Raw genomic sequence first — 25,439 nt, forward strand, 5'->3', positions numbered from 1 at the left:
AGCTCATCCATCTGACTATCTCAGTCGTCGTCCCTGCCATCCCGCCCATGACGGATGCGCTCAAGGCTGGCCGGATCGTACTTGGCCTTCAGGCGCCCGCCCTGGGTGTTTGTGGCCAAGACCTTGTAGCAGCCATCATCGGAACGGATGGACAGAACGGTCCATCCTTCCGCCTCGAGCTTCTTCTGGAGCACTTCGCGGGGTTGCCAATCGGCGAGCGGCACATTGCAGTCGCTGTCGGCCGCCGCCGGCCCTGCGGCGATACAGGCGACGAGCAGGCAGCCTGCAAACCATGTCCTCTTCACCTTGCGCTCTCCTGCCGCACGCCGAGCGCTGAGATGAAGCATGCGGAGCTGACGCCCACCTGAACGCCGGGGCCAATTCTGCCGCCCCATGATCAACCGGCCACGTTAAGATGGCATGCCCCGCGCCGAGGTGACAGATGCGTGTCCTGCTGGTCGAAGACGATCCCATTCTGGGCATGGCGGTGCGTGATCAGCTGGTCGCGGACGGACATTCGGCCGATTGGGTGACGCGGCTCGACGAGGCTGTCGCCGCGCTCCATGCCGCCGTCTTCGAGCTTGTCCTGCTCGACCTCATGCTTCCGGACGGCCGTGGCTCCGACTTCCTGAAGCAGATGCGGGCCGCGGGGGACGTGACGCCCGTCATGGTGCTGACCGCGCGCGACCAGATCTCCGATCGCATCGCCGCCCTCGACGCCGGGGCCGACGACTATCTGGTGAAGCCGTTCGACCTGTTCGAGCTCAGCGCCCGCATCCGCGCCGTGGGCCGGCGCTACGCGGGCAATCCCAACCCGCTTGTCACCCTCGGCGACATCGAGGTGGACCTCGCCGCCCGCTCGGTGCGGCGGGCGGGGCGGCCGGTGGCGCTCACCGCCCGGGAATGGTCCCTGTTCGAGGCGTTCGTGCAGCGGCCGCACCAGCTCATGTCGAAGCCGCAGCTGGAGGAACGGCTCTACTCCTTCGATGCGGAGGTGGAGAGCAACACCATCGAGGTCTATATCGCGCGCCTGCGCAAGAAGCTTGGCGCCGACGTGATCGAGACGGTGCGCGGCATGGGCTATCGCCTCGGCACACCGGGGGCGGCGGCGTGAACCGCCCGCGCCAGTCCCACCGGTGGAGCCTGCGCCGACGCCTCGGGCTGTGGCTCGCGGCCTCGGTCGCAGCCCTGTGGCTCGCCGCCGCCACGATGGCGGGACTGGTGCTTCAGCACGAGGTCGACGAGGTGTTCGACAGCGCGCTGCAGGAGGTGGCGCAGCGGGTGCTGCCGCTCGCTTATTCCGAGCTGCTCTCCCGCGATGCTGGGGATGCTCCCCAGCATATGGCGCCCATAGGGCCGCATCGGGAATACATCTCCTATGTGGTGCGCGACGGCCAGGGGCGCGTGCTGCTCCAGTCCAGCGACGCGGAGCTGATGGCGATCCCGCCGGGCCTTGCCCCGGGCTTCCGCACCACCGATCGGCTGCGCACCTACACCGAAGCGGCGGTGCGCGGCACCATCGTGGTTACCACGGCGGAGGAGCTCGGCCACCGCGCCGCAGCAGTGCGGAGGGCGGTCGTTGCGTTGATCTGGCCCCTCGTCGCCCTGGTGCCCATCGCGCTCGCCGGCGTCTGGCTCTCGGTCCGGCTGTCGCTCAAGCCGGTGCTCGCGTTCCGCCAGGCCATCGCCGCACGCGGCCGCGGCAATCTCACCCCCGTTGAGGCCGATGGCCTGCCAGAGGAGATGGCGAGCGTCGCCGCCTCGGTCAACGCGCTGATGGAGCGCCTGCGCGGGGCGTTGGAGGCAGAGCGGGGCTTCACCGCCAACAGCGCCCACGAGCTCAGAACCCCCATCGCCGCCGCTCTGGCGCAGACCCAGCGCCTGCTGGCCGAGCTGCCCGAAGGCGCCACCCGCCAGCGGGCGCGGGACGTGGCCAGCGCGCTTCGGCGCCTGTCCCGCCTCTCCGAAAAGCTGCTGCAACTGGCGAAGGCCGAAGGTGGAGGTCTTCTGGCCGAGCATCCGGCGCCGCTCGGCCCGGTGCTGCGCCATGTGATCGCGGAGCTCGACCGCCAGACCGACCGGGGCGTCGACCTTGTGGTGGCGATCCCGCCGGACGACGGCCCGATGAGCGATCTCGACCCGGACGCCTTCGCCATCCTCGCCCGCAATCTCATCGAGAACGCCCTGAAGCACGGCGCAGCCGACACCCCCGTTCACGTCAGGCTGAGCGATAACGGCTTCGAGGTCTCCAATCTCGGCCCCGTTGTACCTGCCGACCGGCTGGCGGCGCTGCTGCGCCCGTTCGAGCGCGGACCAACCCAGGCGGAAGGCTCCGGCCTGGGCCTCGCCATCGCCGCCGCCGTGTGCCGTGGCGCCGGGCTGAGGCTCGATCTCGCCTCGCCGATTCCGGGGACGGCGGACGGCTTCCAGGTCACTGTGCGCTTTCCGGCCCCGATCCTGACGGGAAGCTGAACGCGATTTTGCTCCCGTTTCAGGTCGCCGTCAGGTACGCGCACGAAGGTGGACCCGGTCAACACCAGCCGGGAGGCATCCATGAAAACGCGTACCCTGATCGGGGCGGCTCTTCTCTTGTCCACCACGGGCATCGGCATCGCCTTGGCAGCGTCGGAACTCCATTCCCTCGATCTCTTCGGTGCCGAGCGGCACGAGCGGCGGGATGCGGCAGGACCGGCCAGCGGCGCGATGCACATTGCGGAATCAAAGTCCGAGCACAAACGCGATGGCGCGCGCGACCGCCGCCACCGCGAGGACGATGACGACGACGATGATGATGACGACGATGACGGCGCCCGCGGCGGCCGGAGCGCCACGCCCCAGGCCGGCCCCGCCGATCCCAACGCGCCGGTGCCGGACAACGGCCTCTTCAAGGGCAACGCCCGGCCCAAGGTCGAGGTGCAGTGAGCCCCTCCCCGTCTTTCCCGTCCAGGAGCCGACCGATGAAATTCACTCTCCCCGCCATGGCCGCCACCGCAGCACTGGTGGCCCCCACCCTCGCCGAAGCGGGACCCGTCACCTTCGAGACCACACTGAAGAATTACGGCGGCAATGGCGCCTATGTGGTGCTCTACGTCACCGACGCCGCCGGGGCATACAAGGGCACCTTGTGGATGGCTGGCGGCAAGGCGAAATACTACCGTCACCTTTCCGACTGGCACCGCGCCTCCGGCGGGCGGGCGACCGAGATCGACGGCATCACCGGCGCCAGCATCGGCTCCGGCAAGACGCTGAAGATCAGCCTCGACCTGGCCGACGCCATGATCGGCGCCGGCTACCAGGTGCATGTGGACACCGCCGTCGAGGACGGCCAGGACAACCCTTCAGAGGTCGTTGTGCCGCTCGATTCCGCCGCATCCGGCAAGCCGTTCGCCGGCAAGGGCTACGTCAAGTCCCTCACCGTCACCTTCTGACCGAAACGGATATCATCATGCTGCGCCGTCTTCACGGGCTGCCGGGCGTCGTGCTGGCGCTCGGCCTCACGGTGGCCGCCGTCACCGGCGCCGCGCTCTCGGTTCGGCCGGCGCTGGACCGCGCGGCGGCGCCCGCGGTGCCTGCGGACACCAGCGTCGCGGGCCTCGCGGCGCAGGTCGCCGCGCGCCACCCGGGCATCAGCACCATCCGCCAGCGGCCGGATGGCAGCATCGCGGTCGCCTTCGACGATGGCGGAGCACGCGGCGTGGAGCGGGTCGATCCGGCCACCGGCGCGGGGTTGGGGCCCTATCAGGTGTCCGAGACCACGCGCCTCATCACCAATCTGCACCGCTCATTCCTGGCCGGCGACGCGGGCCGGGCAGCGGCCGGGGTCGGCGCGCTGGTCATGCTGGTACTGAGCGTGTCCGGCATGGCACTGCTCGCCCGCCGGCTCGGTGGCGCGGGCGCGCTTCTGCGGCCCATCCGCGGCACGCCGGCCCAGCGCTGGCATGGCGAGCTGGGCCGGCTGGCGGTAGCCGGCCTCGTGCTTTCGTCGCTCACGGGCCTTTGGATGTCCGCCGGCACCTTCGGCCTCATCCCCGAGGCGCAGGGGATCGCGACCACCGTCTCAGCAAGCAGCGGCGCGCCGGCGCCAGTGGGCACGCTCGCCGCGCTGCGGTCCGCCCCGCTGGCGGACCTGCGTGAACTCAGCTTCCCCGATCCCTCGGACCCCACCGACATCTTCACCTTGCGCACCGCTGCAGGCGAGCTGCAGATCGACGCCACCACCGGCACGGCTCTGGCATTCACCCCGGCCACGACGCTGGAGCGGGTCAATGATGTCATCCGCACCCTTCACACCGGGCGCGGCGCCTGGCTGCTCGGCCTGCTGCTGGGCCTCGCCTCGGCCGCGGTGCCAGTGCTGGGGGCCACTGGCATCGTCATGTGGGCGCGCCGGCGAGCGGCCCGTCCGCGCATCGCGGCGAATGCGCCCGTGGGGAGCGCCGACACCGTGATCCTCGTGGGCAGCGAAGGCAATTCCACCTGGGGTTTCGCCGGCACCCTGCGTGCGGCGCTCACCGCTGCCGGGCACCGGGTGCACATCGCCGCCATGAACGAGGTGAGCACGGCGCATCTTGCTGCCGACCGGCTTGTGATCCTCACAGCCACCTATGGCGAGGGCGGTGCTCCGGCCTCGGCCAACAGCTTCCTGTCCCGGCTCGCGCGCCTGGACGGCCATCCATCAGTGGCGGTGCTGGGTTTCGGCGATCGCAACTTCCCGCACTTCTGCCGGTTCGCCCAGCAGGTCGCCGACGCGCTGGAGGCGAAAGGGTGCCCGCGCCTTTTACCCATGAAGCGGGTGGACCGGCGCTCGCCTCAGGAGTTTGCCCAATGGGGGCAAGACCTCGGTGCTGCGCTGGGGCACGACCTCAAGCTCTCCCACGTGGCCGAGCCGCCGAAGACCCTGCCGCTGGTGCTCGCCGGGCGTGAGCTTTATGGCGAGGCGGTGGGCACGCCGGTGGCGATCCTGCGTTTTCAGGCCCCGCTCGACCCGCGCACCGGCGCGCCCGGCCGCCTGCCGACCTTCGAGGCTGGCGATCTGGTGGGCATCGTGCCGCCGGGGGATACCATGCCGCGCTTCTATTCACTCGCCTCGTCCACCCGCGACGGGGTGCTGGAGATCTGCGTGCGGCGGCGCGAAGGCGGGCGATGCTCCACCTTCCTGCATGCCTTGGCCATTGGTGGCGGAATCAACGCCTTCATTCGCGAGAATCCGACGTTCCGCCCCGCAGCGGGGCGCGCGCCACTGATCCTCATCGGTGCCGGGGCCGGCATCGGCCCGCTTGCCGGCTTCGTGCGCGCCAATATGGCGGGACGGCCCATGCATCTTTACTGGGGCGGGCGCAGCGCCGCCTCCGATTTCCTCTATGAGCACGAGCTGGCCCAGCATCTGGCGGAACGGCGCCTGACCTCCCTCAAGACCGCCTTCTCGCGAGATGTCGAAGGGGGCGCCTATGTCCAGGACCGGATCGCCGCCGATGCGCCACGCCTGCGGGAGCTGGTGAGACAGGGCGCGCAGATCCTGGTGTGCGGTGGCCGCGACATGGCCGACGCCGTGACCCGTGCCTTCGAGCCGGTGGTGCGCCCGCTCGGCCTCGAGCTTTCCACCCTCAAATCGTGTGGACGCTATGTGGAAGATGTCTACTGAGGCGCTCCGTCGCCGCGCCCTGAGCGGCCCCGCCATGGGCTCGCGCTGGTCGGTCCTGTTCCACGCCGGCGGCGATGTGGACGAGACGGCGCTGACCAGCCGCCTCCAGAGCGCCGTCGACCGGGTGGAGCAGCAGATGTCCACTTGGCGGCCGGCGTCCGATCTCGAGCGGCTCAACGCCGCGCCGATCGGCCTCTGGGTGGAGATCCCCCACCAGCTTGCGCATGTCCTGGCCACCGCGCTGGAGATCGGCCGCCTGTCGCAGGGGGCGTTCGACATCGGCGTGGGCGATCTGGTCCGGGCCTGGGGCTTCGGCGGCGGTGCGCGCATGCCCGACAGCGGGTGCATCGCGATGCTCGCCGGCCGCCCCTCGTTCGAACCGCCGAAGACACTTCAGCTCGATCCAGCAGGCTGTCGCGCGCGCCGGCTGGCACCGCTTCGGCTCGACCTCTCCGGCATCGCCAAGGGTTTCGGCGTGGACGAGCTGGCGCGGGAGATGAGGGAGGCAGGCCTGTCCTCGTGGCTCGTGGGCATCGACGGCGAGATGCGAGCCGAAGGGACGAAGCCCGATGGCCGGCCCTGGACCGTCGCCCACGAAAAGCCCACCCAGGGGGAGCGGGAGATTCTCGGCGTGCTGGAGCTGTCCGGAGCCGCCGTCGCCACCTCAGGCAGCTATCGCCACCAGATCGAGGTGGCGGGGCGCAGGCTCTCGCACACCATGGATCCGCGACGCGGCGCGCCGCTGGAGAACGACCTTGCCTCCGTCACCGTGCTCACCGAGACCTGCATGGCTGCGGATGCCTGGGCCACGGCGCTGATGGTGCACGGGGCGAGCGAGGGCCCCGCGCTCGCTCGCCGCCTCGGCCTCGCGGCGCTGTTCGTGCGAACGGATGGGGAGGTAGTGGCGACGTGGCCATGAGTCATGACGGGCGACGCCAGCCGCGCAGTGGCGGCGGGGCGGGCCGGCATGGACATTCACGCTGCAAGGACGCCTGAAGCCAGAACTCCCCTACCGCTTGAGCGCGATCCGATCAGACGAAACCGGCGCGCGGCTTCATCTGGTCGGTCAATCGCCCTTCTGACGGGTTGAATAGGAGCAGGTCGGGTTCTCGGAGCGCCTGATGGCTCTCCTCACGGCTGGCGTTCGACCGACGCACTGCGCGAATGCAAGGTCGGCGCTCCATCGAGCTCGGGATCTGCAAGGGACTTGAACCGCCAGGCCGGATTCAGCCCGGCGGCATCGACCCTTCCCCGGAGCATGGAGAAAGCCCGCCCAGGCTAAAAGACCTGCAACAGGCGCACCGTGCCGCGGAAGGCCTCCGGAAAGCCTCCCGAGGCCGCGACATCGCGCTGGACCAGACCCAGCACCTGGAAGGTCGGCGTGATGAACTTGGACAACTCGAACCGCACTTGCGTGCGCTCGGTCGCGTTACCAGTGGGGACCCCGGCAAGATACTCGGTTCCGCCCCAGAATTGGGAATAGCCGGCGGCGGCGGACCAGGTGGGGGCGAAGGCATAGGAGAGCCAGGCCTGGAACTGGTAGGTGGGATCCTGCGACAGGGTCTGCGTGCCGCTTCCCGCCTTGGTGTTGTCGCCATACCAGATGACGTCCCCTGTGAGCTGCAGCGCAAACCCACCCGCAAGGCCCTGATACCAGCCGGCCTGAAGGTCGAGCTTCCAGCGGTTCTCCCCCAGGTTGAGAGCTTCCCCCGCGCTGTATTGGCCGAGCGGAATAAAAAGATAGGGCATGACGCCAATATAGGTCTGAGTGGCCTTGTTATTCACCACCCAGACCGTCGTCGCGAGGATGGGATCGCCGAGGCCGGCGGCAGCATCCAGCGAGGAGCCCGCGATCCGTCCGTTGTAGAGTGTCCCGGCCGGGATCAGAACCTGGGGCGCGACGGTGAAGCCTGCGATATCGAAATAATGCACATAGCGCAGGATATCGACGTAAGAATCGAGGCCAGTGCCGCTGGAGAAAGTCTGCCCCGACGTGCTGACATATTCGTCGCGCGTCGCATACTGGCTGTAGAAGACCAGAAGATTGGTTCCCGCGGGCGCAGGCAGGTAGTCGCCTGAATTCACATCGGCCGCCATGGCAGCGCTGATGGAGAACGACGCACAGAAGGCGGCAAGGACGGCGCTTTTGAACGAGCGGATCATGTTTCCTCCTGGATGGTTATTCATTTGACAGGGCAGCTCACGTCTCCGCCGCCGTCCGCGCCAACTGGCCGTTGGCAGGGCGCCACATCGTGCGCCGGACCGCGGATGGCCGCGGCCCGATCCATTAGGGGCAGCGCAGCCCTCAGCCCCTGAGCCGGGATAGTTGCTGGAGCACGGCTTCAGGTTCCGCGCCTTCCGGAATCTCCGTGAAGTAGAACTGACCGGGGCCGAGCTCAGCGAGGGGCGCGCCGCTCCACAGGTCCTGGCTCACGTCGAGGCCGAAGGCGAAATCCCCGCTCTCCGGCGGAGCCGCGCCAATGAGCGTGTCGAACTCCGCCACGGGGCGCGTCCCCTCGCCGCGCAGGGCCAGGCCCCAGCGGTAGTGCCGGGCGACGTTCACGAGTGGCCGACACGCCTCCAGGTCCCCGTCTTCGGCGGCCCGATCCTCCTCCAGGAGCAGCCCGCCGATGGGAAGGGCCGCGACAACCCGCATCAGGTCCGCCATGTACATGGCGGCACTTTCGACCGTATCGGTGTCGAGATCGACCTGCGCCCGCCCGGCCAGCGACAAGGCCTCGGCGAGCCAGCGACGCGGTGCGGGCATGGCCAGCACCAATGGCGTCTGCCCGCGCAGGCTCGCGGCCACCGCCTCCACGACCTCCGCCAGCAGCCGGCGGGGCCCCTCCTCCTCCAGCATGCGCTTGAGGGGAAAGGCGGGCCGGGACTTGGCTGCCAATTCCCCTTTCAAGGCGGGATGTCGCGCCACCCAGGAGCGGAAGAGATCGCCAACGTCCACCACGCCAACGTCCGGCCGCAGCAGGCCATGGGCCTGGGTGAAGAAGGAAAGGTAGCGCGGCGCGCTCTCCCACGGGTCGCCCGACGCCCCCAGAAGAAGGCGCCGGGCATAGCCCGACGACTTCAACCAGACCCTGAGGCCGGGCACCCCCGACGGCCGCGGCAGGTCGTCCACGAGGCGCGGGCTCATTGCTTCTCGCCCCCCATCGCCCCGAGGCTGGCAAGGCGCGCCTCCAGCTCGGCGATGCGCACGTCCTTGGGATGCGGCATGTAGTTGGGTCGCGGCACATCGGCGTCGCGGGTCTTGTCCGCGCCCCCCATGTAGAGGGTCGAGACATCATCGCCCCAGGCGCCGAAATACTGCAGGTGCGACGGGGGCGTGGGCTTGCTCCAAGTCTTCACGAACTCTGCATAGGGCGTGGAGCGGGCGATGCGGGCGCGGCGCTCGGCGGCACGGGCTTCCTCGGTCGCCTTCTCATCGATGGCGAGGGTCTCGGGATCGAACACGACCTTGTAGAGCCGCGCCGCGACGGGCGGAGAGATAAGGCCCTCCTCGATGTCTTTGATGACGCCGCTTGGATCGCGCTCGAGCAGATCACCGTAGCCTGCGCCCGCCCCTTGGGAAATCATGAACAGCTCGCCGCGCTTCGATATCTCGAAGCCCATGCCCATATGGTGGGTGGTGTACGAGGCGCCTTCAAAGGGCTGATCGTTCATGATCTCCTCGATGGAATGCTTGAACTTTTCAGGCGTATTGAGCAGCACGTCGTAAACATCCACCCCCTTCACCTTGGAAAGCGGGTAAGCCCCGCAGGCATAGCCGCCGAACAGGCCCTGGAGCGGCGGGATCTTCGCGCCCTGACAGACAGTCATGAAACCCCACTGCTCGCTGTCCTTGGTCGCCACCATCATGGTGTAACCTTGGCCACCGCGGTATTTTCCCGGAGCGATGGCATCCCGTGTCATCTTCTTGGAAACAAGCTGAAGAAACGGGACCTCTTCTTCATTGAGCTCCTGCTCGCCGATATCGGCCATTGTCGCGAAGATGGGAGCGAGCGCATGCTCGCCGTCCCGGTCGACCGTTGCACCCGCGCCCATGCCATTGAGATCGGCGCAGAGATTGCCCAGCGTCTCGCCGTGCTGAGAGACGCCGCCCCAGATGAAGGTGTTGATCATGTTGAAGGTCGGGGCATGGACCTTCGTGAACTTCTCCGGGCAGGAATAAAGGAACTTCGCCACCGCATGCTGCCCCGCCGTGAAGCCCGTGAAGATGGACATCAGGCTCTGGGAGTTGGGCGCGTCGTAAGAGCAGTTGACGATGGAATTCGGGTCGGTGATGACCTCGATGGGCGCGAACGCCGCCTGGCCACGCGGCAGGTCCGGCCAGACATAGCACAGGAACACCTGCGCCAGCATGCCTTTCAGGCCGGCGACGATGGTGTTGGTGGCGCGGTTGGTGAATTCCGGCGCAGACCCCCGGAAATCGAAGATTAGCCGGTCGCCGGTCTTGGTGAGCTTGCAGTTGATCTTCACCACGCAATTCTCGCGCAGTGTCGAGTCCTGGATAATATAGGTGCGCACCGTCATGTCCGGCCACTCGGAGATGCGACGCTTCACCTCGGCGCGCACGTTCTCCATAGTCAGCCGCAGGGTGGAGATAAGCGCTTCGGGCCCGTCGGCATTCAGCGTCTCCTCGATGCGCTGCTTGATGCGCAGGCAGGCGAAGAGCTTGACCTTCATGTCCTCATACTGAAGCTTCGGCTCGCGCACTGAATTCTGCAGGAAGGTGAGGATGTCCCGCTTGATCTGGTAATTCTCGACAACGCGGAAGGGCGACATCTTGAGGCCCTCGTCGGAGGGGCTCTCTGCCATGGAGGGCATGCCGCCCGGCTCGATGGCCCCGTTCTCTCCCTCGTGAACCGTGGAGGCGACCCAGCACACGAGCTTGCCCCTGTGGAAGATGGGCAGGATCATCGACTGGTCGGTGTTATGCACGTTCCCGTATCGCGAGTCGTTGTGAATGAAACCGTCACCCTCGCGGACCCCCACGGTCGGATCGTTGATCCAGTTCTTGATGATGAATTTGATGGGGTGGTGGACAAGGGCAGAAAAAATCAGCACGCCGCCGGCGGAAGCGATCGCGAGATCTCCCGAGGCTGAGTATACGCCGGTGATGACATCCCCCCACTTGGCACCGGGAGCGGCGCCCATCTGCTCGACCATTTCGTAGCCTTCGTCGCAACCGGCCTGAATACGGTCGCGGATCTTGGCGATGGTGTGGGCGTCAGAGGCCTTGGAGATGGCCACCTCCTCGTCCGCCGAGCGCGGCATGAGGTCGTGGTTCTGCATGATCTCGGGATCGGGCCCGAGAAACAGGGTCGTGTCGTTCAGGAACTTCTGGATGAGGGAGATTTCCTCGGCGCTAGGCAGCTTGCCCCGGCTGGTGTTGCTCATATCGTTCATGGGGTTTCCCTCCGAAATATGTATGTGATCACAGCATATTGGCGCCATGCGCGGAATGTTGGCGGGATCGCGGCCCGGCAGACTGGAGTCCCCCGTCATGCCGGGCGTGTATCGGCCGTCCACCCCGAGCCACGTGCGCTGCGCCGGCACGCCTGCTCCCGTTCGCCGGGCATGGCTGACCGGGACGCGCCGGTCGATGACGGACCGGAAGCCGCAGCTCGCGGCCTCCGGCGCCGTTCGCTCAGTGCGTGATGGCGGGTGCCTTGGCGCGCAGGAACCAGGAAGCGCCCTGCTTGGCCGCCACGAAGGTCCAGCCCGGGTTGACCAGGAAGGTGGTCACCTCCGAGGCGACGATGGCCGGCCCCTCGATCTGGACCCCGGGCTCGATGTCGGCGCGGCTCCACACCGGCGTCTCCAGCGGTCCGCTCTGGCCGACAAAATGGCACAGACGCGCGGATGCGGGCGGCGGCGGGGCCTTGCGTGCGCTGTCCGGAACCGGCTTGATGTCCTCGAACTGCACGGTTTCGAGGCGCACATAGGCTGCCACCCGGATGGTGTTGATGCGGATGCCCGCTTCCGGCGCCTGCGAGCCCTCGCCGAAGCGCTTGCCGTAATCGGCGGAGAATTGGGAGATGATGGCCAGCACATCCGCAGGGCCGTGCACCTCGTGCTTCTCGATCACCGCGGTGGTCTGGACCAGTTGGTTGCCATAGCGCATGTCCAGTTCGAGGCTGTGGAGAATATCTTCCATCGGCACGCCCTGGCGCACGAGGTCCTGCGTGCCCCTCTCTTTCAGTTCGGCGACGATGGCATTGAACCGGTCGTAGTCATCAAAGACAGCGCGTGTATTGGAATCATACAGCACCATGTAAAGCGACTGCTCGTGGATATGGAGCTGGTGCATGTTGCCCGCGCCCACTGCCGAGAACACGGAAGACAGTGGCGGCGCCAGAATGCGGTCGATGTTGAGGTTCTGAGCGATCCCGCAGCAGTGCAGAGGGCCGTTGCCACCATAAGCGAGCATGGTGAAGTCTTTGGGATCGTAGCCGCGGGCGCGCAGCTCGGTGAAGAGCCCGTTGGCCATGTTGTCGTCCACCTTCTCGCGGATGAGCAGCGCCGCCTCGATCACCGAGCAGTCGAGCTCGTCACACAGCGCATCCTCGATCGCAGCCTTCGCCCGCCGGGGATTGAGGGGAATGGAGCCCCCCGCATAATTGGCCGGGTCGAGATAGCCGAGCACGAGGTCGGCGTCGGTCACGGTCGGCCGCAGGCCGCCACGGTCGTAGCAGGCGGGTCCGGGGTCCGAGCCGGCGCTTTCGGGGCCGCACTTCACGGTCTTGTACATGCGATCGTAGGAGGCGATGGAGCCGCCGCCCGCACCGAGCGTCACCAGGTGCACCATGGGGACCGAGACCAGCCAGCGATCGATAACGGGATTGAAGTCATAATGCTTCACGCCGCCATCCACCACGATGCCGATGTCGTAGCTGGTGCCGCCCATGTCGGTCGCCACCACATTGCCGAGCCCCGTGAGCATGGCGAGATGCTCGGAGGCGCCAATGCCGGAAACGGGGCCGGAATGGATAGTCTGCAGCGCATCGGTGGAGTTGAGCTGCGCCATGCCGCCGGAATTGTGGATCACCAGCATGGGCTTCTCATAGCGGTGGGCGCGCAGGTTCTGCTCCAGCGCCGAGAGCGCGTGGTACATGGTGGAGTGCAGATAGCCGTCCACGATCGCGGAGGTCGCCCGAACATATTCTCCTTTGCGTCCAGCCACTTGATGGGAGAGGATAACCGGAATGGCACCGAGGAGATGCGAGGGGTATTCCTCCAGGATGATCTCTTCGATGCGCTGCTCGTGGGAAGGGTTGACCACCGCGTTCACCAGGGCAACCACGATGATCTGGGCGCCGCGATCCACCAGCTCGCGGATCTGGGCGCGCACATCCTCCTCGTCGAGGGGCATGACGAGCCGCCCCTGGAAATCGAGCCGCTCGCGCACGCCACGGATCATGTGCGCCTCCACCAGCGGATCCGGCCGCATGGCATTGGGCATGTCCTGCTGGCCGAGATTGTCCAGCCCTTCGCCATAGCCGCGGGCGCGGCTCAGGGGCACGGTGGCCTCATAGCCCGCCGTCACCAGCATGCCGATCTTGGGGCCCTTGTGCTCGATGAGGGCGTTGGTGCCGAGCGTGGTGGCGTAGCGCACGCTGTCCACCGCGCCGAGGATTTCTTCCAGCTGCAGGCCCAGCACCTTGCAGGCCTTGCCCAGGGCCTCATTGAAGCCCATGGCCAGATTGTGGTGGGTGGTGAGCGCCTTGGCCTCGATATACTGCCTGTCCCAGACCACGAAGCAGTCGGTGAAAGTGCCGCCGATGTCCACGGAAACGCGTTTCATGTCCCCTCCCTGAAGATACTTGTTGGCGCATGGCGCCTGTGTCGTTCGGCGCGTTCCGCGCAGGCCGCCTCTCCCCCGCTATGCCGGGGGAGAGGTCAAGAAGCGCGGACGGTGCGGGTCAGTGCCCATGTCCTTCGTCACGCACCACGGCGGGGCCGGCGTAGGGTGCCGCGGCCTCGCCGCGGGCGGCCCACTGGGCCTTCAGCGCATCAAGATCCACCTCCATATCGTGGAGGGGCGGATGGCCCGGCACGGCATATTCGGTCTCGACCTGCGTGCCGCAGTGGGGGCAGCAGTATTCGAGGATGCGTACCCACTCGGGATCCGGGCTGAAGGTGAAGCGATACTTCTCGGGATCGATAATCGGCGGATGAATCTCGCGCGGATCACGATTGTGGACGAGCAGGCCTTCCTTGTAATTGCCGCGTGCCGGCGCGATTTCATGATCGCACACGCGGCATTCCCACTTCTCCGTCTTAAGGTCGATGCGGAGATATTCGGTCATGGCTATTTTCATGGGTCTCAATCCTCGCGGGTCAGCAGGACGTCGCCTGCGTCGCTGATGGCGAACTGCCAGCCCTCGGGGACGCGGCAGGTGAAATAATCTTCTTCGAGGATGGCTGGTCCGGACGCGAAGTCGCCGTCCGAGAGGTCAGCGAGGCGATAGACAGGCACGTCGACGCGGCCGTGGCCACGAACCAGCACGTTGCGCCGGGAATGAGCGACAGCGGCGACCCGCGGGACGAAGCGCGCAGACTTCTCCGCGCCCTCACGCAGGCCCCTGACCGCCTTCAGCTCCACCTCGAGCGTCCGCGCGCCGGCGAAGGCGGGCGGCACCTGCGGCGCGTCGTCGAGAACGTGAACCTGCGTGCGCCCGTCTCCGAAGTCGGCGACAAGCTGCGCCTCGATGCTGTAGGTACCTTCGGCGCAGCCTTCCGCGAACATGTCGCGGGCCGCCTTCACCTTCAGCGCAGCGATGGTGTCGGCAAGCGCCGCAGGATCGGAGAGGGTCACGGCGTAGCGCTGGGAGATGTCGCAGGCACCGATGCCATACGCCGAGAACACCGCCGCCATCTGCGGGATCGCCACCCGGCGGATGCCCGCCTTGTCCGCGACGCCGCAAGCATTGAGCGGGCCGGCTCCGCCGAAGGCGAGCATCACCGTCTCGTCGGAGATCTTCGTGAAGCGGTGCAACTCCGCCGCGATCTTCTCCTCATAGGCGAATTCCATGCGCAGCAGCGCATCATCGAGGCTGAGCCCCAGCGGAGTGGCGACGCTGGCCCTGACCGCCGCCGCAGCGCGGTCCACGTCGAGCCCCATGCCGCCACCGAAATAGGAGGCGGGGTCGAGCAGGCCGATGAGCAAACTCGCGTCCGTGATGGTGGCCTCGCGCCCCCCGCGGCCGAAGCAGGCCGGCCCGGGGACTGCGCCGACGCTCTCCGGCCCGATGACAATGCGCCCATCCACCTCCTTGAAGATGGAGGAGCCGCCTGCGCCCGCGCTCAGAATCTCGCACAGCGGGAAGGAGACCGAGATGCCCTCCACATGACCGCGCCGCACCTCGGCGACCATTCCGTCGGTGTACTGGCCGATGTCCGTGGTGGTGCCGCCGACGTCGATCGAGACCGTGTCGGTGAAACCGTAGCGGCGAGAAAAGGATTTGACGCCTTCCATGCCGCCGCGAGGGCCAGACGAATAGGTCTTGATGGCGATGGTCTTGGCCACGCGGGAGGCGTCGCCGTCATTGCGGAAGATGAGAAGCGGATTTTTGGTGCGGTAGATCCGCAGGCGGTTCTCGGCGTTGTAGAGGAACGCCTCCATGGAGGGGTGGAGGAAGGAGTTGATGAGCGCGGTCCAGGTGCGCCGCTCGCCGTCAGTATCGGTGGTGAGGTCGGAGCCATAGAGGATCGGCACGGCGCCAAGCAGGTGGCGCGGATACTTGCGCAGGGCGATGAGGCGGAAATGGTTCTCCAGCTCTTGGAAATCGGCGCCGCCGAAGCTCACCACCAGACGGTTCGCGCCAGCGGCGGTCAGCGCGTTGATGGCCTTCACCGCCTCCACGTCGGCCGTCTCATTACGAATGGCAGCTGCATCGAGGAATGCAATCCGGTCGCCCACAAGCGCCTCGAAAACTTCGGGATCGTGAGCAGCCAAACGGCTGGGTAGATCGTGCGCCGCGGCATCGAGGATGAGGCCGAGCCGCGGGCCCTTGCGCTCGCAGATGGCATTGGTGCCTTGGGTGGTGGAATAACGGATGAGATCCACCTCCTCCAGCAGCCGCTTCACGTCCGGAGCGCCGTAGAGCACGCCGGAAGCCTTGGTCAAGCCCTCGAAAAAGCATTTGCTGAGATCATACGGTGTCGTAAGGACTTTTGTCTTCTGCACCGTGTCATCCGACAGAATACAGATGTCGGTCAACGTGCCGCCGTTGTCGATGTTGATCTGCAAGGCCATACGCTTTTTCTCCTCCCTCTTCCTTTCCGACTTCAGTCGCACCTGGCGACCTTCGCGGATGACTGCGCAGCGGGCTTTCCGCGCACGAATTTCGGCCCGGCCCGCGATGCCTTCCGACAAGACTGCAAGGGACGTGCCAAAGCTGGAGGGGGAGGATTCTTTCTATATTCCTTGATCTGGAACGTCGTCTCGACACCCGCATTAGAACTACGGACATCGGCGTGTCGTCTTTGCGAATACGTGTTTGAAAATCGGTCATTATTGTGCGACGCAATGTACGCGCGGGAGAACCGGCATCATCGGCACGCAGACAAAAAAACGCCGCCGATGGCAATCGGCGGCGTGGAGGAAGGCTTCGGAAGGATCTTTGAAAGCCGCTTTGCTAAGGCAATGGCCGTGCCACCCGCATCGGCGGTGCCGGCCACCTGCTATATCTGGAACTTGCGCACCCCTTCCACCACGCCTTCGAGGCCGAAGCGTCGGAGCTTCGCATAGACCGTGCTCTTGGCGATCCCGAGATCGCGGGCCACCGCGGTAACATTACCCCTGTGCGCCTGCATCGCTCGGAGGAGGGCAAGGCGCTCGGCGTTCTCCATGCCCGTGAGGCCGCGCATGGGCTCAGCGGCACCAGGCGGCGCAACAAGCGGGACGATGCCGCTGTCCGGCGCCGTCCAGATTTCGTCAGGGACGTCCGCCTCGCTCAGTTCCTCACCCTCGGCGACAAGGAGCATGCCCTCAATGACATTGCGCAGCTCCCGCACGTTTCCCGGCCAGGCGTAGGCCTGCAACACCTCGATTGCCCGCGGGGAGAGCCGGCGCGGCAACAGGCCCTGGCGCTTGGCGAGCTCCTGCACCAGATGCTCCGCCAGGTACGGAATATCCGCAGCGCGCTCCCGCAGAGCGGGGATAGCAATGCTGGTGACCGCGACGCGATAGAACAGATCCATGCGGAAGCGGCCCTCCTCCACCTCGCGCCGCAGATCACGGTTGGTGGCGGCCACAAGGCGGAAATTCACCTTGCGCGGCCGCGTTTCGCCGATGCGATAGACCTCGCCGGATTCCAGCACGCGCAGGAAATGCGGCTGCAAATCCTTGGGCATCTCGCCGATCTCGTCGAGGAAGAGCGTACCGCCATCGGCCGCCTCGATTTTACCAATCATGCCGCCGCGCCGGGCGCCGGTGAAGGCACCCTCCGCATAGCCGAACAGTTCGCTCGTCAACAGCTCACGAGAGAAGCCGCCGCAGTTGAGCGCCACGAATGCGCCGTCACGCCCGGCGCTGCCGGTGTGGAGGCATTGGGCGAAGACGTCCTTGCCCACGCCGGTTTCGCCAAGCAGCAGCACCGGTGCCCGGCTCTTCGCCAGCTGGCGGGCCCGGCCAATGGCATGCCGCAGGGAGGGGGCCTCACCGATGATCCGCGAAAAGGCGTCGTCGCCCCCCGCCGCTTTCGCGCCGGTGTCCGGGCCCAACGGCCTGGACGGCGCGGCACGGCGAGCCGGGAGGCGCAGGACGATGCCGAGCCGCTCGCCATCGGTGACAATGGGCTCCAGCCATTCACGCCGCATCCAGGGCGGCAGCCGGTCCGGAAGCTGGGCCTCCTTGCGCCAGTTCAGCCGGAGCCCCGAAAGGTCGGCACCCGACACATCGCCGCGCTCGCGCTGCAAGTCGATAAGCGCATCGGTTGCGGCGCCGTTGGCCTTCACCGCACGGCCGCGGCGATCGAACACGATCACGCCATCGGTGCTCGACCCCGAGAGGCGGTCCATGCAGTGGTCCAGAAGGCGCAGCCGGAAGTCCATCTCCTGCTGCGCGAGGCGGTTCTCGATGCGGTCCGCCGTCGCCACCACCAGGGCGAGGCTATGTCGGTTGAAGGTGTCGGAGAGTCCGGAGACGTCAACCGCACCGAGGATCGCACCATCGTAGGGGTCGCGGATCACGTTGGCCGAGCACGACCAGCGCTTGATCCCGGAGCAGAAATGTTCGGCCGAATGGATCTGGACCGGCTGGCCGATCTCGATGGCGGTGCCGATGGCGTTGGTACCGCACTCCATCTCGCTCCAGGTGGCGCCGGAGAGCAGGTGGATGTTCGCCGCCGCGTCGCGCAGTCGCGGATCACCCTCGAGATTGAGGATCACACCGGCGCCATCAGTGAGGACCATCACTGTACCGGTCTCGGCGAGAAGCTCACGGGCCGAGGCCATCACCGGCTGGCTTGCCTCCAGAAGCTCGCGGCAGTCATCCCGCAGGGAGTGCAACGAATCCTCGCGCATGGGCGGCGGCGCCTGCGCCCGCTGCGGGTCCACGCTGTGGCCGAGGCAACGGCGCCAGGAATCATCCACGAGCCGGCGCAGCGCGTCGGAGCCGAATTCACTGCCGCCGAGGAAACGCTCCCACGACGTCATGACCTTATCGTCATTCTCGGGCACCGAGAACTTCTGTCCGGGCCGTGCTGAAGGCATGTTCCTCCTCCCCCGGCTTGGGCCCGAAGGCCGGCCGGTGCGCCACCCCGGGGCAGATCTGTTGTCTGCGTCCTCATGGGCGGACTTCGATTTCCGTCTTGTGGCACCCGCGGCGCGCCCCCGCTCCGGCCTCCTTCGCGCGAAACGGCAACGGTCCTGCGCATGCAAGGCCAACGTGCCTGAAGTGTCACATTAGCATCGATCGTGCCACGCTGCACACCTCTCCAACGCTAGGACTTCCTGCGCCTTCGCCGCTTCGCGACGCAACGGCAGGCGTCGTGCACGGTTCGATTTCCGAACGCGCCACAGGCCGAAAATCGAACGCTCCAGACACCCGCGCGCCGCCACTCGAAGGCTTCCCCGCGCTGGCACGCCTGTTGCTGCTCGGATCGATGCCGCCTGGTCGCCCCCGGCGCAGGCACTTGCGAGACCGACCATGGCCGAACGCGCTCCCCTGGACCCGCGCATCCCAGTAACCGTCCTTACCGGCTTTCTCGGCGCCGGCAAGACGACGCTGCTCAACCGCCTCGCCGCCCATCCGGATATGGCCGGCACCGCGTTGCTGATCAACGAGTTCGGTGCTGTCGGCATCGACCAGCATCTGGTGCAGCGGGTCGGGGAGACCATGGTGCTGCTCGAATCCGGATGCGTGTGCTGCACTGTCCGCGGCGATCTCGTGGAGGCGCTCGAAGCGCTCCATGACAAGCTCGCTCGCCGCCAGATCCCGGAGGTCCACCGGGTAGTGATCGAGACCACCGGCCTCGCCGATCCGGTGCCGGTGGTCTGGACACTCATGGAGCAGCGCTTCGTTGCCGCCCGCTTCCGCTGCGATGGGGTGCTGACGCTGCTGGATACCCGCCTGGGCGCGGACCAACTGGACCGGCAGGAAGAGGCACGCCGCCAGGTGGCCATGGCCGACCGCATCCTCCTCACGAAAGCCGACCTTGCCGATCGCAGCGCCCGCGAGCGGATCGATACCCGGCTGGCAGCGCTCAATCCGTCCGCTCCGCGCCTTGCCGTCAGCCATGGCGAGATCGAGCCCGGCCGCATCCTTGGTGTCGGGCTGTATGCGCCGGGTAGCCGCCCCGCGGAGGTGGAGCGCTGGATGGCCGAGACCGAAGCTGCCACGCGCGAAGGGACCACCCCGCCGTCCCCCCATGGGGCAGGGCCGGCGGCTGAGAGCTTCACCTGCTTCTTTGACCGGCCGGTGCCATGGCGCGGCTTCGCCGTGGCGATGGGGGAGATCCTCAATGACTACGGGACGCGCCTGCTGCGGGTGAAGGGCTTGATGAACGTGGCCGGCCTCGGCGCGCCGGTGGTGGTGCAGTGCGTGGAGCACGTCGCCTACCCGCCGGTGCGCCTGCCGCGCTGGCCGGCCGATGGCAAGCGCTTCGACATGCGCGGGCGGCTCGTCTTCATCAGCCGCGATCTGCCAAGTGCTGCGATGGACGACATCCGCCGCCGGCTGGCGGACCTTCCCGACGACACCGCCGCCCTGCGCGCCGCCGCAACCGCGCCCCTGCTGCCGACGCGGTGCTGGCTCGGGATGCGCATGCCGACGCAGGGCCGCAGCACCTTCGAGACCGGCGGCTGGCATGTCCAGCCCCTCAAGCTGGGGGCACGACGGGACATGGCCGCGTCGGCGAAAGGAACGCATTCCCTTTCCTAGAGCCCCATTGCGCGCGGCGTGGTGGCCGCCGCGCGCGCCGGCATCATTTCACCGGCTCGAGAATGCTCACGTAGTTCGCCACGGCCGAGCCGCCCATGTTGAACACGCCGCCGAGGCCGGCGCCTACCACCTGCATGTCGCCGGCGGAGCCCGTAAGCTGCATGGCGGACAGGACGTGCATGGAGACGCCCGTGGCGCCGATGGGATGGCCCTTCGCCTTCAGGCCACCGGAGACGTTCACCGGAAGCCGGCCGCCCCGCGCCACCGTTCCATCCTCCAGCGCCCGGGCACCCTGCCCTTCCGGCGTCAGCCCCATGGCCTCGTAGGCCAGGAGCTCGGCGATGGTGAAGCAGTCGTGCACCTCGGCGAAGGAGAGGTCATCGACCCCGATGCCCGCCTCGGCGAAGGCCGCCTGGAAGGCACGGCGAGGCCCCTCAAATCGCACCGGCTCCCGCCGGGACAGGGGCAGCACGTCATTCACTTGCGCCCGCCCGCGGATCCGCACCGCCCGCTGCGCCTCGCCAAGGAGGTCGTCCGCGGCGAGCACGATGGCCGCCGCGCCATCCGAGACCAAAGAGCAGTCCGTCTTGCGCAGCGGCCCGGCAATAACGGGGTTCTTATCCGAGACGGTGTTGCAGAAATCGAAATCGAGCGCCTTGCGCATCTGGGCGAAGGGGTTGGCGACACCGTTGGCGTGGTTCTTCACCGCAATCTGCGCCAGCGTCCGAGAGTGGTCGCCATAACGCTCGAAATAGGCGCTGGCGATCTCGCCGAAGATGGACGGGAAAGTCTTGCCGCAACTCGCCTCCTCCTTGACGTAGGAGGCGGAGCCGAGGATGCGGGTCACCTCCTCGCCAGAGACCGCGGTCATCTTCTCGACCCCAACCACGAGGGCGAGCTGCGCGCGGCCGGACTGGATGGCGTCGCAGGCGGCGAAGATAGCGCCGGCGCCGGAGGCACAGGCATTCTCGACGCGCGTCGCCGGCTTCCAGCGCAGACCCGGCTCGCCGTTCATCGGCAAAGATGAACAGAAGATCTCCGGCACGAAGCCTCCGTTGAGGTTGCCCAGCCAGATCCCGTCCATCCGCTCGGCCGGAAAGCCGGAATGGGACAGCGCCTCATGACAGACCCCGGCGATGAGCGCTTCGATGTCCAGATGCGCCAGCCGGCCGAAGGGCGAATGGCCCCAGCCGACGATGGATACCCCGTTATTGCGTCTCATGATGCTCCTTGCCGATGGCGCGTGGTCGTTGCACCCGCCTTCCTGCAGAGGATGTGCCATCCCCTGGCACGCCGCGGAACCGCGCACGCGCTCCGGCCGAAATCGGTCGGGCGATCGAAATCCGGACGCCATGGTCGCGAATGCGGACGGCGGATCGGCCGACGCCCCGCCGGAATGGCGTGCAAATCCCTCAGCTGCGGTCATCGCCGGCGTGGCATCCGTCTTGCCGAGGGGGCTTCGCGAAAGCACGGCTGCCGTCCGGCATGCCGGGTTCTCAAGGACAATGAAAAGGGAGGTCTTTGATGAAGGGTCTAGTCTATCGCGGCCCCGGCCAGAAGGCGCTTGAGGAGATTCCGGATCCGCAGATCGAGCAGCCCACGGACGCGGTCGTAAAGATCCTGCGCACGACCATCTGCGGAAGCGACCTGCACATCCTGAAGGGCGACGTTCCGACGGTTAAGCCCGGCACAGTGCTCGGCCACGAGGGCGTCGGCGTGATCGAGGCCGTCGGCCCAGCGGTCTCCACCTTCAAGAAGGGCGACCATGTTCTCATCTCCTGCATCTCATCCTGCGGGCGATGCGATTACTGCAAGCGCGGCATGTATTCCCACTGCTCCGTCGCCGGCTGGATGCTCGGCCACACCATTCACGGGACGCAGGCCGAATATGTCCGCATCCCCTTCGCCGACACGTCCCTGCACCGCATCCCCGACGGCATGGACGAGGAAGCCCTCGTCATGCTCAGCGACATCCTGCCGACCGGCTTCGAGTGCGGCGTGCTGAACGGAAAGGTGCAGCCGGGCAGTTCGGTGGCCATCGTCGGGGCGGGGCCGGTGGGCCTTGCCGCGCTCCTCACCGCGCAATTCTATTCGCCGGCTGAGATCATCATGATCGACCTCGACGACAACCGGCTCGAGGTCGCCCGCACCTTCGGCGCGACGCAGACCGTCAACAGCGGCCGCGAGAACGCGGTGGAACGGGTGAAGGCCCTGACCGGGGGCATCGGCGTGGACACTGCCATCGAGGCGGTCGGCATCCCGGCCACCTTCGTGCTGTGCCAGGACATCGTGGCCCCCGGCGGCACGATCGCCAATGTGGGCGTCCATGGCGCGAAGGCGGACCTTCACCTGGAGCGCCTGTGGGCCCACAACATCACGCTCACCACACGCCTGGTGGACACGGTGACGACGCCCATGCTGCTGAAGACGGTGCAGGCCAAGAAGCTTGATCCGCGCAAGCTGATCACCCACCGCTTCGCGCTCGCCGACATTCTCGATGCCTACAAGACGTTCGAGGACGCAGCGCACACGAAAGCGCTGAAGGTCATCATCGGATAGCGCAAGGGCGACGGAGCATCGCGGGAGCCCCGGCCTTGGCCCGGGCTCCCGAAGACGATGCCGCCCAGGGGGCGACATCGACCAGGTTCATGTCGTTCTCCAACCGTGCGCGCCCGTCGCGTCGCAAGTCGGGCAACGCAGGACGAAAAGCGGCTTCGGAGCTCGCTGCCTGGAAAGTGCCGGTCGTCCCGACGTCCTCGCGCAGCTGACGATCTGGTTCCGGGATGGCAGACCCGATCGCGAGACGTCCGTGAACGCATTTCCGCGGCTCACCGGCGACCTGAACAAAGGTGCTCATGAGGCGGAGGCCGCGCGGGTGCGTCCGCCGCGCACATTTAATGATGGCACGAAGACGCCTCCGGCGCGACACCCACTGCGCCGCGCCGGCCACGCTCCGTCTGCCGCGCCGATCTCAGATGCCCAGATAGGCCTCGCGAATACGCGGATCGGCGATCAGTTCCCCGGCGCTGCCGCCCATGGTGACGCGGCCGGTCTCCATGACGTAGCCACGGTCTGCCACGGTGAGGGCGCCGAACGCGTTCTGCTCCACGAGGAGCACCGTAACCTCCAGCGCCTTCAGGCTTTTCACCACGTCGAAGATCTGCGCCACCAGGATGGGCGCGAGACCCATGGAGGGCTCGTCCAGCAGCAGGCAGGCGGGCCGGGCCATGAGGGCGCGGGCGATCGCCAGCATCTGCTGCTGCCCGCCTGAAAGGCCCCCGGCCAGCTGGTTCCGCTTCTCCTTCAGCACAGGGAACATGGCGAAGGCATCGGCCATGTCCCGTTCCACCCGGTCGTCGGAGAAGATGAAGGCGCCGAGGCGCAGGTTCTCCTCCACGCTGAGGTTCGTGAAAATCTGCCGCCCCTCCGGCGACTGGGAAAGCCCGCGCTGCACCCGCCGGTAGGCCGGCACGGCGGCGAGGGCCTCGCCGCGGAAAGTGATGGATCCGCCACTCACCGGCTGCACCCCGGAGAGGCAGCGGAGCAGTGTCGTCTTGCCGGCCCCGTTCGCCCCGACCACAGTGACGATCTCGCCCGAGCCGACGAACAGGTCCACGCCGTGCAGCACCTCGATGCGGCCGTAGCGCGATCGCAGGCCTTCAACCGTGAGCATCGGCATCCTCCTCGGCGTTGGTGCCGAGATAGGCCTCGATCACCTTGGGGTCGCGGCTGACGGTGGCGGGGTCGCCCTCGGCGATCTTCTCGCCATGGTCCAGCACCACGATCTGGTTGGACAGGCGCATGACCAGCTTCATGTCATGCTCCACCAGCAGGATGGCGACGCCGCCCTGCGCCACCTCGCAGATGAGGCGGTCGATCTCCTCCGTCTCCACCGCGTTGCAGCCCGCCGCCGGCTCGTCGAGCAGGAGCACGCGGGGGCGCGTCGCCAGCGCGCGGGCGATCTCCAGCCGCTTCAGCGCGCCATAGGAGAGTGCCCCTGCTTCACGCTCCGCGGCACGGGACAGGCCGACCCGATCGAGAAGCTCGCGCGCGCCCTCCGCCGATGCCCGCGAGCGGCGGCGCGAGCCGGGCAGGCCCAGCAGGTCCGATAGCACCGACCCGCGCTCGTGGAGGTGGAAGCCGACGATCACATTCTCGAGCACGCTCATCTGCTGGAATATCTGCAGGTTCTGGAACGTGCGCGAGAGCCCGCGCGTGGCCAGGAGATCCGGGCGCATGCCCGTCACCTCCTCGCCGTCCAGGGTCACCTGCCCTGCATTGGGCAGGTAGACCCCGGAGATCATGTTGAACAGAGTGGTCTTGCCGGCGCCGTTCGGCCCGATGACGGAGACGATCTCTCCCGCGTTCAGCGCGAAGGATACGTCATGCACCGCCTTCAGGCCGCCGAAGGAGATGCCGAGACCCCGGACTGCCAGCAGGCTCATTCCCCCCTCCCCCGCATGAGACGCTGCGCGCTCGGGAGGAGCCCGGCCGGCAGGAAGATCATCACCAGCATCATCACCAGACCGAGCACCACGTGCTCGTAGTCCTGGAGGACAGTCAGCACCTGCGGCAGCATGGTCAGCATCGCCGCGCCGAAGATCGCGCCGAGCACGGAGCCCGCCCCGCCCAGCACCGCCATGGTCACGAGCTCGATGGAGTGCATGTAGCCCGCCACGTCCGGCGTGATGAGACGGTTCTGCAGCACGAGCAGCGAACCCGACACCGAGGCATAGACCGCCGAGATGACAAAGGCGTTCAGCTTCGCCCGGGCCACGTCCACGCCCACGGTGCGCGCAGCCACCTCGGAGCCGTGGAGCGCGCGCAGCGCCCGCCCCGTGGGGCTGTCGTGCAGGTTCAGCGCCAGCCACGCGCCGACCAGCAGGAACAGGCCGGTGAAGCCGTACCAGAATTGCGGATTGGTCAGCTCGATGCCCATCGTGCCGAGCCAGGCGCGCACGCCGGGATCGGGCACCTTGATTCCGTCCGGACCACCGGTCAGCCAGCCCTCGTTGGCGAGCACCATCGCCACCAGCACGCCGAAGCCGAGGCTCGCCACAGCGAGGTAGTAGCCCTTCAGCCGCAGGATGGGCCGGCCCACCACCCATGCGGTGGCGCCCGACAGCACCGCCCCAAGGACCACGGCGAGGGCGGGAGGCACGCCGAAATGCACCGGCATGAGCGCGCAAGCATAGCCACCGATGCCCACGAAGCCCGCATGGCCGAGACTGATCTGCCCCGCATAGCCGGTGAGGACGACGATGCCCACCACGGCAAGGCCGTTCACGAACACCAGCGAGCCGACGCGGTAATAATAGTTGGAGGGAAAGAAGAATGGGCTGACGATCATGAGGACTGCCAGCACCAGCAGCGTGGATTGCTTTGCCGAAAGCCGCATGG

At 67.2% G+C, this 25,439-nt stretch carries 20 protein-coding genes; 8 read left to right on the plus strand and 12 right to left on the minus strand.

The window, feature by feature from the left end:
• Nucleotides 1-20: 20 nt before the first annotated feature.
• The gene (locus tag V5F59_RS19000; RefSeq protein ID WP_393976669.1) at nt 21-347 is read right to left on the minus strand and encodes a PepSY domain-containing protein; all 327 of its coding nucleotides are present in this window, start codon (nt 345-347) and stop codon (nt 21-23) included.
• A gap of 95 nt (nt 348-442) precedes the next feature.
• Between V5F59_RS19000 and V5F59_RS19005 the strand changes: the two genes are divergently transcribed.
• The 6 genes from V5F59_RS19005 (at nt 443) to V5F59_RS19030 (ending at nt 6,557) form a co-directional block, all read left to right on the plus strand.
• A complete protein-coding gene (locus V5F59_RS19005) occupies nt 443-1,114 on the plus strand; it encodes a response regulator transcription factor (RefSeq protein WP_393976670.1) in 672 nt (223 codons plus the stop codon).
• Nucleotides 1,111-2,472, plus strand: coding sequence for a sensor histidine kinase (locus tag V5F59_RS19010; protein WP_393976671.1), 1,362 nt, complete (start codon nt 1,111-1,113; stop codon nt 2,470-2,472). Before V5F59_RS19005 ends, V5F59_RS19010 begins: the two co-directional genes overlap by 4 nt.
• 81 nt (nt 2,473-2,553) lie before the next feature.
• Nucleotides 2,554-2,922, plus strand: coding sequence for a hypothetical protein (locus V5F59_RS19015; RefSeq protein WP_393976672.1), 369 nt, complete (start codon nt 2,554-2,556; stop codon nt 2,920-2,922).
• A 35-nt stretch (nt 2,923-2,957) separates the two neighbouring features.
• On the plus strand, nt 2,958-3,428 hold the full coding sequence (locus V5F59_RS19020) for a DUF2271 domain-containing protein (protein WP_393976673.1): 471 nt from the start codon (nt 2,958-2,960) through the stop codon (nt 3,426-3,428).
• Nucleotides 3,429-3,445: 17 nt separating this feature from the next.
• Nucleotides 3,446-5,638, plus strand: a complete 2,193-nt coding sequence (locus V5F59_RS19025) for a PepSY domain-containing protein (protein ID WP_393976674.1) — start codon at nt 3,446-3,448, stop codon at nt 5,636-5,638.
• Nucleotides 5,619-6,557, plus strand: a complete 939-nt coding sequence (locus tag V5F59_RS19030; RefSeq protein ID WP_393976675.1) for an FAD:protein FMN transferase — start codon at nt 5,619-5,621, stop codon at nt 6,555-6,557. Before V5F59_RS19025 ends, V5F59_RS19030 begins: the two co-directional genes overlap by 20 nt.
• 359 nt (nt 6,558-6,916) lie before the next feature.
• On the opposite strand, the gene V5F59_RS19035 is transcribed toward V5F59_RS19030, so the two are convergent.
• From V5F59_RS19035 to V5F59_RS19065, 7 genes are all read right to left on the minus strand, one after another.
• Nucleotides 6,917-7,801, minus strand: a complete 885-nt coding sequence (locus V5F59_RS19035; protein WP_393976676.1) for a transporter — start codon at nt 7,799-7,801, stop codon at nt 6,917-6,919.
• Nucleotides 7,802-7,943: 142 nt separating this feature from the next.
• Nucleotides 7,944-8,786: a hypothetical protein gene (locus tag V5F59_RS19040; protein ID WP_393976677.1), complete on the minus strand. Its 843-nt coding sequence runs from the start codon at nt 8,784-8,786 to the stop codon at nt 7,944-7,946.
• The gene (locus V5F59_RS19045) at nt 8,783-11,059 is read right to left on the minus strand and encodes a hydantoinase B/oxoprolinase family protein (protein ID WP_393976678.1); all 2,277 of its coding nucleotides are present in this window, start codon (nt 11,057-11,059) and stop codon (nt 8,783-8,785) included. Before V5F59_RS19045 ends, V5F59_RS19040 begins: the two co-directional genes overlap by 4 nt.
• Nucleotides 11,060-11,300: 241 nt before the next feature.
• Nucleotides 11,301-13,457 (minus strand): hydantoinase/oxoprolinase family protein, encoded by a 2,157-nt coding sequence (locus tag V5F59_RS19050; RefSeq protein WP_393976679.1) that lies wholly within the window; start codon nt 13,455-13,457, stop codon nt 11,301-11,303.
• A 118-nt stretch (nt 13,458-13,575) separates the two neighbouring features.
• Nucleotides 13,576-13,962 (minus strand): acetone carboxylase subunit gamma, encoded by a 387-nt coding sequence (locus tag V5F59_RS19055; protein WP_393976680.1) that lies wholly within the window; start codon nt 13,960-13,962, stop codon nt 13,576-13,578.
• A gap of 17 nt (nt 13,963-13,979) precedes the next feature.
• Entirely contained in the window at nt 13,980-15,911 is a 1,932-nt protein-coding gene (locus tag V5F59_RS19060; protein WP_393976681.1) for a hydantoinase/oxoprolinase family protein, read from the minus strand.
• Nucleotides 15,912-16,339: 428 nt separating this feature from the next.
• The gene (locus V5F59_RS19065; protein ID WP_393976682.1) at nt 16,340-18,337 is read right to left on the minus strand and encodes a sigma-54-dependent Fis family transcriptional regulator; all 1,998 of its coding nucleotides are present in this window, start codon (nt 18,335-18,337) and stop codon (nt 16,340-16,342) included.
• Between the two features lie 469 nt (nt 18,338-18,806).
• On the opposite strand from V5F59_RS19065, the gene V5F59_RS19070 reads away from it, so the two are divergent.
• Nucleotides 18,807-20,039, plus strand: a complete 1,233-nt coding sequence (locus V5F59_RS19070) for a CobW family GTP-binding protein (protein ID WP_393976683.1) — start codon at nt 18,807-18,809, stop codon at nt 20,037-20,039.
• 43 nt (nt 20,040-20,082) lie between these two features.
• Here V5F59_RS19070 and V5F59_RS19075 read toward each other — a convergent pair whose 3' ends face one another.
• Complete coding sequence (locus tag V5F59_RS19075; protein ID WP_393976684.1) at nt 20,083-21,261, minus strand: acetyl-CoA acetyltransferase; 1,179 nt, start codon at nt 21,259-21,261, stop codon at nt 20,083-20,085.
• Between the two features lie 302 nt (nt 21,262-21,563).
• Between V5F59_RS19075 and V5F59_RS19080 the strand changes: the two genes are divergently transcribed.
• Nucleotides 21,564-22,598: a zinc-dependent alcohol dehydrogenase family protein gene (locus V5F59_RS19080; protein WP_393976685.1), complete on the plus strand. Its 1,035-nt coding sequence runs from the start codon at nt 21,564-21,566 to the stop codon at nt 22,596-22,598.
• 412 nt (nt 22,599-23,010) lie between these two features.
• On the opposite strand, the gene V5F59_RS19085 is transcribed toward V5F59_RS19080, so the two are convergent.
• From V5F59_RS19085 to V5F59_RS19095, 3 genes are read right to left on the minus strand one after another with little or no spacing between them, the layout of a single operon-like run.
• Nucleotides 23,011-23,712, minus strand: a complete 702-nt coding sequence (locus V5F59_RS19085; RefSeq protein WP_393976686.1) for an ABC transporter ATP-binding protein — start codon at nt 23,710-23,712, stop codon at nt 23,011-23,013.
• Complete coding sequence (locus V5F59_RS19090; RefSeq protein WP_393976687.1) at nt 23,699-24,484, minus strand: ABC transporter ATP-binding protein; 786 nt, start codon at nt 24,482-24,484, stop codon at nt 23,699-23,701. Before V5F59_RS19090 ends, V5F59_RS19085 begins: the two co-directional genes overlap by 14 nt.
• Nucleotides 24,481-25,437 (minus strand): branched-chain amino acid ABC transporter permease, encoded by a 957-nt coding sequence (locus tag V5F59_RS19095; protein WP_393976688.1) that lies wholly within the window; start codon nt 25,435-25,437, stop codon nt 24,481-24,483. Before V5F59_RS19095 ends, V5F59_RS19090 begins: the two co-directional genes overlap by 4 nt.
• Nucleotides 25,438-25,439: the final 2 nt, after the last annotated feature.

This window comes from Xanthobacter nonsaccharivorans, assembly GCF_043194755.2.
In the GTDB taxonomy this organism is placed as follows: Bacteria; Pseudomonadota; Alphaproteobacteria; order Rhizobiales; family Xanthobacteraceae; genus Xanthobacter; species Xanthobacter autotrophicus_G.

What these genes read in the sequence shown, in the direction of transcription:
- V5F59_RS19000 (WP_393976669.1), bottom strand. Translation starts at nt 347, where the DNA reads ATGCTTCATCTCAGCGCTCGGCGTGCGGCAGGAGAGCGCAAGGTGAAG.
- V5F59_RS19005 (WP_393976670.1), top strand. Translation starts at nt 443, where the DNA reads ATGCGTGTCCTGCTGGTCGAAGACGATCCCATTCTGGGCATGGCGGTG.
- V5F59_RS19015 (WP_393976672.1), top strand. Translation starts at nt 2,554, where the DNA reads ATGAAAACGCGTACCCTGATCGGGGCGGCTCTTCTCTTGTCCACCACG.
- V5F59_RS19020 (WP_393976673.1), top strand. Translation starts at nt 2,958, where the DNA reads ATGAAATTCACTCTCCCCGCCATGGCCGCCACCGCAGCACTGGTGGCC.
- V5F59_RS19025 (WP_393976674.1), top strand. Translation starts at nt 3,446, where the DNA reads ATGCTGCGCCGTCTTCACGGGCTGCCGGGCGTCGTGCTGGCGCTCGGC.
- V5F59_RS19030 (WP_393976675.1), top strand. Translation starts at nt 5,619, where the DNA reads ATGTGGAAGATGTCTACTGAGGCGCTCCGTCGCCGCGCCCTGAGCGGC.
- V5F59_RS19035 (WP_393976676.1), bottom strand. Translation starts at nt 7,801, where the DNA reads ATGATCCGCTCGTTCAAAAGCGCCGTCCTTGCCGCCTTCTGTGCGTCG.
- V5F59_RS19040 (WP_393976677.1), bottom strand. Translation starts at nt 8,786, where the DNA reads ATGAGCCCGCGCCTCGTGGACGACCTGCCGCGGCCGTCGGGGGTGCCC.
- V5F59_RS19045 (WP_393976678.1), bottom strand. Translation starts at nt 11,059, where the DNA reads ATGAACGATATGAGCAACACCAGCCGGGGCAAGCTGCCTAGCGCCGAG.
- V5F59_RS19050 (WP_393976679.1), bottom strand. Translation starts at nt 13,457, where the DNA reads ATGAAACGCGTTTCCGTGGACATCGGCGGCACTTTCACCGACTGCTTC.
- V5F59_RS19055 (WP_393976680.1), bottom strand. Translation starts at nt 13,962, where the DNA reads ATGACCGAATATCTCCGCATCGACCTTAAGACGGAGAAGTGGGAATGC.
- V5F59_RS19060 (WP_393976681.1), bottom strand. Translation starts at nt 15,911, where the DNA reads ATGGCCTTGCAGATCAACATCGACAACGGCGGCACGTTGACCGACATC.
- V5F59_RS19070 (WP_393976683.1), top strand. Translation starts at nt 18,807, where the DNA reads ATGGCCGAACGCGCTCCCCTGGACCCGCGCATCCCAGTAACCGTCCTT.
- V5F59_RS19075 (WP_393976684.1), bottom strand. Translation starts at nt 21,261, where the DNA reads ATGAGACGCAATAACGGGGTATCCATCGTCGGCTGGGGCCATTCGCCC.
- V5F59_RS19080 (WP_393976685.1), top strand. Translation starts at nt 21,564, where the DNA reads ATGAAGGGTCTAGTCTATCGCGGCCCCGGCCAGAAGGCGCTTGAGGAG.
- V5F59_RS19085 (WP_393976686.1), bottom strand. Translation starts at nt 23,712, where the DNA reads ATGCTCACGGTTGAAGGCCTGCGATCGCGCTACGGCCGCATCGAGGTG.
- V5F59_RS19090 (WP_393976687.1), bottom strand. Translation starts at nt 24,484, where the DNA reads ATGAGCCTGCTGGCAGTCCGGGGTCTCGGCATCTCCTTCGGCGGCCTG.
- V5F59_RS19095 (WP_393976688.1), bottom strand. Translation starts at nt 25,437, where the DNA reads ATGCGGCTTTCGGCAAAGCAATCCACGCTGCTGGTGCTGGCAGTCCTC.